Consider the following 7,972-nt stretch of genomic DNA (forward strand, 5'->3'; position numbering starts at 1 on the left):
TACCAGCATCGCGCACGCCATCGACGGTCAGGCTCTGTTCGGAGGAAAACCCACGGATCGAAAACAGATCGCCCCAGCCCAGGTTGCCTTCACCCGACATGAAGGTAATGCCCGGCACATTGCGCAGCACTTCCTGCAGGGTTTGCGCGTTCTGCTCCTTGAGCACTTGCTGCGGCACGATGGTCACGCTTTGCGGCGCGTCCAGCAGCGGCTGGCTGATTTTGGCCGAGGTGACACGGTCTACCTTGAAGGTGGAGGATGCTTCCCCGTCGACCTTGATTTCCGGCAGGTTCAACACCGAATCGTTGGGGGCGACGGTCGCCGCATCGGCCCACGTCGTCGGAGCGACACTGCCGGCGGCCAGCAGGCCGAACATCGGCGCAAGGGTAGAGTGCAGAGGGTGACGCTGGGGTGTAGGCAAAGTCATTCAGGGCGGCCCGAGCTAAATTACAATTAATCTCATTTAGATTCGGTAGTCTAAAGACCGCTTCCCGATGCAAGGTCGTGGCTTTGTATTGCTGATGCACGATTATCGTTGCCTACAACATTCCATTACATTTGCGAGCGCTGCCGGCTGAACTTTCGGCTATCTCCTGCGCTTTGAGTTTTTCGGATTGACTGCCCATGGCCAAGCAAGACCACCTATTGATCGTTGATGACGATCCGCAAATCCGCCAACTGCTTTGCGAGTACCTCAGCGACGCCGGTTTCCAGGTGTCCACCTCCGCCGATGGCAAGGAAATGCGCCGCCGGCTGGCACTGAACGTCATCGACCTGATCGTGCTCGACCTGATGCTGCCCGGTGAGGACGGCCTGAGCTTATGTCGCGAACTGCGAGTGAGTTCCAACACGCCAGTGGTGATGCTCACGGCCAAGGGTTCGTTGATCGACCGCATCGTCGGTCTGGAGATCGGCGCGGATGACTATCTACCCAAGCCCTTCGATCCTCGTGAGTTATTGGTACGAATCAAAGTGGTATTGCGTCGGGCACAGAGTTTTCCAGACCGTGCACGCTTGGATGAGGCGCCGAGCATTCGTTTCGCTGGCTGGCAGCTCGACACTCGGGCGCGGCAATTGCTGTCGCCAGAGGGCGTGGTCGTCAGCCTGGGCAACTCGGACTACCGCGTGCTGCGCCTGCTGTTGCAGCACCCCAATCGCCCGATGAGCCGCGATTTTCTGCTCAACCATGTGTTCGACAAGGACAGCACGCCGTTCGACCGATCCATCGACGTATGCGTCAGCCGCCTGCGTTCGCAATTGCCCGCAGGACTGATCAAAACCGTGCGCAACGAGGGTTACATGCTCACCGTCGATGACGTGGTACTGGAGTCGTGAGACTGTTGCCGCGTTCGTTGTTCGGGCGGCTGGTACTGATCCTGGTCAGCGGCATGCTCGCGGCCCAGGCCCTGACCAGCAGCATCTGGTACGACCGGCGCCATGGCCAGGTGCTGGAAATCCCCGCGCGGCTGATCGCTACGCGCCTGGCGGATGTGGTTCGCCTGGTGCACAGCGACCCACAGCAGGCCGATCTACTGATCAAGTTACTCGACAGCCCGCACTTTCATTTGACGCTCAGCGACCAGGCCAGCAATACCGCCAGTACCCTGACCGACAGCGACCTGCCCACCGAACGTTTGATCAAGAACGTCCTGTCGGAAAAAACCGGCTACGCCCAAACCTTGATCCTGCTGCGTCTGTCGCTGGTGGATGGCCAAGGGCAAACGGCGGGTCTCTCTACACTGCTTGGTTCCAAGCCAGTGGTGGGACAATTCCTGATCGACCTGCGCCTGCCCGATGGGCGCTGGTTGCAGGTGGACGCCAGCGAGGAGCAGGGTTGGACCAGCACGTCGCCACTGGATTTGCTGTTCGACTACGTGATGCGTATTTACTTGCTGCGGGTGCTGGTACTGGTGCTCATCGCGTTGGTGGCGGTGCGCCTCGCGATCCGCCCGCTCAATGCCTTGGCCAAGGCCGCCGAAGCCCTGGGCCGGGACATCCAACGGCCACCTTTGTCGGTAGATGGCCCGACGGAGGTGCGCCGCGCTGCCCAGGCGTTCAACGCCATGCAGCAACGCCTGATCGCCAACATCGCCGAGCGCACGCGGTTTCTCGCGGCCATTTCCCACGACCTGCGTTCGCCAATCACACGCCTGCGCCTGCGTACGGAAATGCTTGACGACACCCGCACCAAGGAGCGTTTTCGCGCCGACCTGGAAGAAATGGAGCACATGGTCTCCAGCACCCTGGACTTTGTCAGCAGCGGCGAAATCAACGAGACGCGGCAGAATATCGACATCAATGCGTTGCTGCAGAGCTTGCAGGCAGACCTGCAGGACGTGGGTGATAGCGTGATTATCGAAGGTCGAGCGAAACAACCGTTGCCTGGCTATTCCCGCAGCCTCAAGCGCTGTGTGCAGAACCTGCTGGAGAACGCCGTGCGCTATGGCTGTGACGTGGTGGTGCGGGTCGAGGATCAGGCGGACAGCCTGAAGATCATCATCAACGACCGTGGGCCGGGGATTCCCCAAGAGCAGCTAGAGCAGGTGATGGAGCCGTTCTACCGTGTGGAAGGCTCACGCAATGCCGAAACCGGCGGCTATGGATTGGGGTTGAGCATTGCGCACACGATTGCTTGGGCGCATGAGGGGCGGCTGAGTTTGAGTAATCGCGAGGGTGGGGGATTGGAAGTGGTGTTGCTATTTCAGCGCAAATCCTGAAATTTGGAATGCGATTAAACATGTGGGAGGGGGCTTGCCCCCGATTGCGGACTGTCAGTCACTGCATTGGGTGACTGACCTACCGCTATCGGGAGCAAGCCCCCTCCCACATTTGGATTTTCAGTGTGGCTGGTGTCAGGGGAAATCGCTTACGCCCCGTGGCACTTCTTGAATTTCTTCGCACTGCCGCACGGGCAAGGATCGTTGCGACCAACGTCCTTCAAGGCATTGCGCACCGGCTCCTGGTGAGCGTGGCCGCAGTTCGGGCCGTGGACATGGCCGTGGTCGTGATCATGGTGATCGTGATCGTGATCGTGGTTGCAGTCAGGACCATGGACATGGGGTTGCTGGGTCATCGATGTCGCTCCGGAATAAAATCGCCGGGGATTATCTCGCCATTGTGGGCCACCTGCACGTCATTACCGATGAATAATCCGGTTTTCAGCTCACCTTCCAGGCGATAGGGCACGGGCTTGGTGGGGTTTTTCAGCATTTGCACCACGTCCCGTATCTGTGGCCACAGGTTGGTACGTACCGTCACCCGAAAAAAACCGTGGCTGCGCGGCGGTACGGTCAGCCATTCGTTGGACTCGCCTTCGGTCAGTACGAAGTCACCCAGGGTGACCTTGTAGATAAGGCCGCGCACGGTCAGGTCGGCATCGTCGCGGTTGTCCACGCGAAACCACAGTTTGAATTTCTGCTCCAGCAACTTGGCGCGCACCACCTCGACTTTGACCAGCGCGACGTGGGGCGCTGGCGCATCATCTTCAAACCACGAGGCGCAGCCGGTCAGGCCCAGGGTTAACGCCAGCATCAAGCTGTAGATCCGAAGCATGGCGTTATCCCTGTCAGGTGGTTAGAGGTAGCTGGAACAGCACTTCTTGAACTTCTGCCCGCTACCGCACAAACATACATCATTACGTCCGGCCTTCACCTCAACCGTAGGGTCGATGAAGTACCAGCGCCCGTCGTTCTGTACGAAAGAGGACTGCTCACGGTGGCTATGTTCGCCAGTGCTGTCATGCCAGCGTGCAGTAAAGGTGACGAAAGCGTGTTCCGGTTGGCCGCCAAACACCTCGGAGCTTTCCACTTCGAGACCCAGCCAAGTGCTCTGGGCACTCCAGGCGGCGATGGCTGCGCGGTCCAGCCCGGCCTGTTGCGCAGGCAGAGTGGTTGCGACCAGATAGTCCACCAGGCCCAGCACATAGGCGCTGTAGCGCGAGCGCATCAGCGCGGTGGCACAAGGCGCCGGGTGGCCTGCGTGATAGTGGCCGCAGCAGGCATCCAGCAGGTTGCCGCTGCCGCAAGGACAAATGGATGTGCTCATGGGGTTACCACCAATACTTTCCGAAGTTTTCCGGGTTGGCCCAGAAGCGGGCGTTGAGCCAGTCCGGCACCTGTTTATAGTCAAGCAGATCGTAGGTGAACAACGTCAGCACCTGCTCGTCGCGCTGGAACCGCTCGCCGGCCTGCAGGGCCAGGGAGAAGAAGTCGGTTTCTTTCCAGCCGCAGGCGCTCAAGTCCACCAGCACTGCAATACGGCTGGCATTGAGGTTGCGAATGCCACCGAGCAAGGTCAAACCCTGCGGTTTTGACAGGTGCTCCAGGCAGTCAACGACCAACGCCAGGTCAAACCGCTGCGCGGCCAGTTCTTCCGGTAATGGCCCTGGGGCGGCGCAAAAAACCTGGGTGTCAGGGTGCGCCAGCTGGAAGGCGTCCAGTGCCGGGAACTGGCTGGCCCCCAACAGCAACAGGCGTTTTGGGCCTTGAAGGTCAAGCAAGGCGGCCAAGGCTTGCTGGGGTGTACGAGAAGAAATACCAGCGGTCATCAGAGATCCTCACATCAGGACTGTAGAGACTAGCGCGGCTGAGCGTGCGGGCCTAGAGCGGGCGGGTGCGAAAACTCCGATGAAGGCGCGATCCTCAATGAATACAGGGGTGCGGCGTACTGGCGCAGATGAAAAGAGCCGTCTTTACTCCACCCATCGGCCCCCGCCGATCCCCTCAGGAGAAATCAGATGAGCATCATGCGGACAGCTCTACCCTTGGTTCTGCTAACCGGAGTATTGACAGGTTGCGCAGGTTTGCAAAAAACCGATTGGCCCACCTGTGCCGCGGTCGGCGGCGTGACCGGCGCGGCGGTCGGCGCGACCAAAAGCTCGGCCTATGCAGGCTACGGCGCGCTGCTGATTGGCGGTATGGCGGGTGCCTATTGCTGGGTACACGGCGATGGCGACGAAGATGGCGATGGCGTGCCGGACAGCCGTGACAAGTGCCCAGGAACCCCTAAAGGCGTACAGGTCGATGCCAATGGGTGCCCGCCTGCGCCACCGGCAGTGGTGGAGGAGGTCGTGGTGGTCAAGGAGGAAACCATCGTGATCCGTGATGTGCATTTCCAGTTCGACTCGGCCAAGCTGACGGCGGCGGACAAAACCAAGCTGGATGTCATTGCCACTCGCTTGAAAAAAGAAGCGCCAGGCGCGCAGCTGCGAGTGACCGGGCATACGGACAGCGTCGGTAAAGACGCCTACAACCAGAAACTGTCGGATAAACGCGCTCACTCGGTGGTTGAGTACCTGATCAGCCAGGGCGTGCCTCGCAGTAATTTCGTGTCGGTGGCCGGTGCCGGTGAAAGCCATCCGGTGGCCGACAACAAAACCGCTGAAGGGCGTGCATTGAACCGCCGCGTGGAAATCCAGATCAACCGCTGACAGTCCCTGCCCCTGTGGATGCCACAGGGGCTTTCTGGCGATCTTCGCCGAAATCTCGGCTTTTTTTATCCTTCACTGGCATATCGCCTGTAGAAGTCGTTACTGTGCGTCCGTCCCTGCACACAATAAGAAGGCCATTCATGCGTAAGGTTTTTCTGCTGGCTCTGCTGGTCAGCCCCATTGCTCTGGCCCAGAGCGTCAGCGTCGACACCAATTCATTGATGCGGTTGCCCAGCAGCACTAGCGTGCTGCAATTGGAGCGACTGGACGTAGCGGACTACGGCACGCTGTTGATTCCGGCCACTATCAGTCAGATCACGGTGGATGAACTGCACCTGGGGCGTGAGGCGCGAATCACCATCGCCCCCGGGAATACCGGGCTGCAATTGCAAGTGCGCCAGGCGCAGCTGGAGCATGGCAGCCAAATCACTTCACGTGGTGCTCCCGGCACCCATGAGCGACCTGCTAAAGCGGGGCGTGACCTGACTTTACGCATCAACGCCTTGACCGCTGAGGAATTGTCGGTAGATGCCCGTGGCGGCGCCGGCGCCCAAGGCTATGCGGGCCTGGATGGCGCGAACGGCGTGGACCCGGGTTGCACCTGGGGTTCGGCCGGGCGCGGCGCCAATGGTGATAATGGCGGCGATGGCCTGCCGGGCGCGGCGGGTGCGCAGGTGCGCGTTGAACTGCCGCAGAGCTACCCCGCCGAACAGATCAAGGTCTGGGTGGATGGCGGGGCGGGTGGTGCAGCCGGTACGGCAGGCAAACCTGGTAAAGGTGGGCAATCCAAAGGCTGCCTGGTGTACCGCGCCGATGGCGGCGAGAAGGGCCGGCCAGGGTTGGAAGGGCAGCCGGGGCCGGCGGGGCCTGCGGGCGCGGTGACCATTCAGCGGCTCTAAGCCATTTGGGCTGACGTAATTGGGGGCAAGCCCCCTCCCACATTTTGACGGTGTTCGCACTTCAAGTGTGGGAGGGCTTGCCCCCGATAGCGGACTAAAGGTCGTTTCAGAACATCGGCCGAGCCGAAGCCACTGCCACCACCACCAACCCCACAATCAGGTTGATCCCCACCAGCCTGCGAATCTGCCCCAATACAGCCGCACCTGCCGGCCAATCCTCAGCCGCCACCGCCGCACGCAACGCCGGGAACTTCAGTGCCTGGATACGGATAAACAGCGCCGTCATCACCAGGTACAAGCCCATCATCACCTGCACATAACGTGGCGCCGTCTCAAAACCGCTGAAGCGCAATTGCAACAGGCCGATGCCACTTATCGGTAAAACCAGCACCGCTACCCATACCCACACGAAAAAACGTTGAAACACATTTGCCCACAGCTTGAGCCGGGCAGGGCCTTCAAGTGCCGCCATGGCGGCGGGGCGCAGGATCATCCAGGCGAAAAACATGCCGCCTACCCAGATCAGGGCGGCCAGTACATGCAGGGTATAGGTGAGACTGAACACGGTCATTGTGGTACTCCGTTCTGCGCGGGATTCATTAGCGGGGTATGATAGCCGCCGATCCGAACCACTGAAAATTTATCCAGCGTTTTTTGCGCCCGACTATCCATGATCAGCACTGAACTCAAAACCACGATCCAGGGCGCCTATTCGCGTTTTCTCGAAGCCAAGAGCTTGAAACCGCGGTATGGGCAGCGCCTGATGATCGCCGAAGTGGCCAAGGTCCTCGGGGATATCGACACCGACGACGAAGGTCGCCGCGAGGGTGAGCCTGCGGTCGTGGCCGTCGAGGCCGGCACCGGTACTGGCAAGACCGTAGCCTACAGCCTGGCTGCGATTCCCACCGCCAAGGCCGCCGGCAAACGCCTGGTGATCGCCACCGCGACTGTCGCCCTGCAAGAGCAGATCGTCTACAAAGACCTGCCTGACCTGATGCGCAATAGCGGCCTGAACTTCACCTTCGCCCTGGCCAAGGGCCGTGGTCGCTACATGTGCCTGTCCAAGCTCGACGTGCTGTTGCAGGAAGGCCACGCACAAACCGCCACTGCACAGTTGTTCGAAGAAGAAGGCTTCAAGATCGAGGTCGATGAGGCCAGCCAGAAGCTGTTTACCAGCATGATCGAGAAATTGGCCGGCAATAAATGGGACGGCGACCGCGACAGCTGGCCCACCGCCCTGGAAGATGCCGACTGGGCGCGCCTGACCACCGATCACAGCCAGTGCACCAACCGTCATTGCCCCAACTTCGGCCAGTGCGCCTTCTACAAGGCCCGCGAAGGCATGGGCAAAGTCGATGTGATTGTCACCAACCATGACATGGTCCTTGCCGACCTGGCCCTGGGTGGGGGCGCCGTGCTGCCAGACCCGCGCGACACCCTCTACGTCTTCGACGAAGGCCATCACCTGCCGGACAAGGCCATCGGTCACTTCGCCCACTACACGCGCCTGCGCTCCACCGCCGACTGGCTGGAAACCACCGCCAAGAACCTCACCAAGTTGCTGGCCCAGCATCCGCTGCCCGGCGACCTGGGCAAATTGATCGAACCGGTGCCGGAGCTGGCGCGGGAGATCAAGACCCAACAG

11 protein-coding genes are annotated in these 7,972 nt (G+C 60.5%); 5 read left to right on the forward strand and 6 right to left on the reverse strand.

Translation table 11 applies throughout. The annotated features are described in order from the left end of the window. A partial coding sequence (locus ACRESD_RS17345; protein ID WP_431752038.1) for a TonB-dependent receptor plug domain-containing protein occupies positions 1–427 on the reverse strand: 427 nt, incomplete at its 3' end. Positions 428–624: 197 nt separating this feature from the next. Here ACRESD_RS17345 and ACRESD_RS17350 point away from each other — a divergent pair. Continuing rightward, complete coding sequence (locus ACRESD_RS17350; RefSeq protein ID WP_431752039.1) at positions 625–1,335, forward strand: response regulator; 711 nt, start codon at positions 625–627, stop codon at positions 1,333–1,335. After that, positions 1,332–2,717: an ATP-binding protein gene (locus tag ACRESD_RS17355; RefSeq protein ID WP_431752040.1), complete on the forward strand. Its 1,386-nt coding sequence runs from the start codon at positions 1,332–1,334 to the stop codon at positions 2,715–2,717. The genes ACRESD_RS17350 and ACRESD_RS17355 overlap by 4 nt, the downstream gene beginning before the upstream one ends. A 149-nt stretch (positions 2,718–2,866) precedes the next feature. On the opposite strand, the gene ACRESD_RS17360 is transcribed toward ACRESD_RS17355, so the two are convergent. From ACRESD_RS17360 to ACRESD_RS17375, 4 genes are read right to left on the reverse strand one after another with little or no spacing between them, the layout of a single operon-like run. Beyond that, positions 2,867–3,073, reverse strand: coding sequence for an SEC-C metal-binding domain-containing protein (locus tag ACRESD_RS17360; protein ID WP_104911726.1), 207 nt, complete (start codon positions 3,071–3,073; stop codon positions 2,867–2,869). Beyond that, the gene (locus tag ACRESD_RS17365; RefSeq protein WP_431752041.1) at positions 3,070–3,552 is read right to left on the reverse strand and encodes an LEA type 2 family protein; all 483 of its coding nucleotides are present in this window, start codon (positions 3,550–3,552) and stop codon (positions 3,070–3,072) included. Before ACRESD_RS17365 ends, ACRESD_RS17360 begins: the two co-directional genes overlap by 4 nt. A 21-nt stretch (positions 3,553–3,573) precedes the next feature. Continuing rightward, positions 3,574–4,044, reverse strand: coding sequence for a YchJ family protein (locus ACRESD_RS17370; RefSeq protein WP_431752042.1), 471 nt, complete (start codon positions 4,042–4,044; stop codon positions 3,574–3,576). Positions 4,045–4,048: 4 nt separating this feature from the next. Further along, positions 4,049–4,546 carry a DUF6231 family protein gene (locus tag ACRESD_RS17375; protein WP_431752043.1) on the reverse strand — a complete coding sequence of 166 codons (498 nt, stop codon included), beginning with the start codon at positions 4,544–4,546 and terminating at the stop codon, positions 4,049–4,051. Positions 4,547–4,735: 189 nt separating this feature from the next. On the opposite strand from ACRESD_RS17375, the gene ACRESD_RS17380 reads away from it, so the two are divergent. Both ACRESD_RS17380 and ACRESD_RS17385 read left to right on the forward strand, forming a co-directional pair. Beyond that, complete coding sequence (locus ACRESD_RS17380; protein WP_431752044.1) at positions 4,736–5,428, forward strand: OmpA family protein; 693 nt, start codon at positions 4,736–4,738, stop codon at positions 5,426–5,428. Between the two features lie 140 nt (positions 5,429–5,568). Further along, the gene (locus ACRESD_RS17385; protein ID WP_431752045.1) at positions 5,569–6,327 is read left to right on the forward strand and encodes a collagen-like protein; all 759 of its coding nucleotides are present in this window, start codon (positions 5,569–5,571) and stop codon (positions 6,325–6,327) included. Positions 6,328–6,433: 106 nt separating this feature from the next. Here ACRESD_RS17385 and ACRESD_RS17390 read toward each other — a convergent pair whose 3' ends face one another. Next, entirely contained in the window at positions 6,434–6,898 is a 465-nt protein-coding gene (locus ACRESD_RS17390) for a CopD family protein (RefSeq protein WP_431752046.1), read from the reverse strand. Positions 6,899–6,997: 99 nt separating this feature from the next. Between ACRESD_RS17390 and ACRESD_RS17395 the strand changes: the two genes are divergently transcribed. After that, the coding region (locus ACRESD_RS17395; protein WP_431752047.1) for a DEAD/DEAH box helicase at positions 6,998–7,972 on the forward strand (975 nt) is incomplete at its 3' end.

Origin of the sequence: Pseudomonas sp. (genome assembly GCF_050739995.1) — a bacterium.
Lineage (GTDB): Bacteria > Pseudomonadota > Gammaproteobacteria > Pseudomonadales > Pseudomonadaceae > Aquipseudomonas.

Bases quoted from the DNA above. Each gene is read 5' to 3' on its own strand.
- ACRESD_RS17350 (WP_431752039.1), top strand. From the start codon at position 625: ATGGCCAAGCAAGACCACCTATTGATCGTTGATGACGATCCGCAAATC.
- ACRESD_RS17360 (WP_104911726.1), bottom strand. From the start codon at position 3,073: ATGACCCAGCAACCCCATGTCCATGGTCCTGACTGCAACCACGATCAC.
- ACRESD_RS17365 (WP_431752041.1), bottom strand. From the start codon at position 3,552: ATGCTTCGGATCTACAGCTTGATGCTGGCGTTAACCCTGGGCCTGACC.
- ACRESD_RS17370 (WP_431752042.1), bottom strand. From the start codon at position 4,044: ATGAGCACATCCATTTGTCCTTGCGGCAGCGGCAACCTGCTGGATGCC.
- ACRESD_RS17375 (WP_431752043.1), bottom strand. From the start codon at position 4,546: ATGACCGCTGGTATTTCTTCTCGTACACCCCAGCAAGCCTTGGCCGCC.
- ACRESD_RS17380 (WP_431752044.1), top strand. From the start codon at position 4,736: ATGAGCATCATGCGGACAGCTCTACCCTTGGTTCTGCTAACCGGAGTA.
- ACRESD_RS17385 (WP_431752045.1), top strand. From the start codon at position 5,569: ATGCGTAAGGTTTTTCTGCTGGCTCTGCTGGTCAGCCCCATTGCTCTG.
- ACRESD_RS17390 (WP_431752046.1), bottom strand. From the start codon at position 6,898: ATGACCGTGTTCAGTCTCACCTATACCCTGCATGTACTGGCCGCCCTG.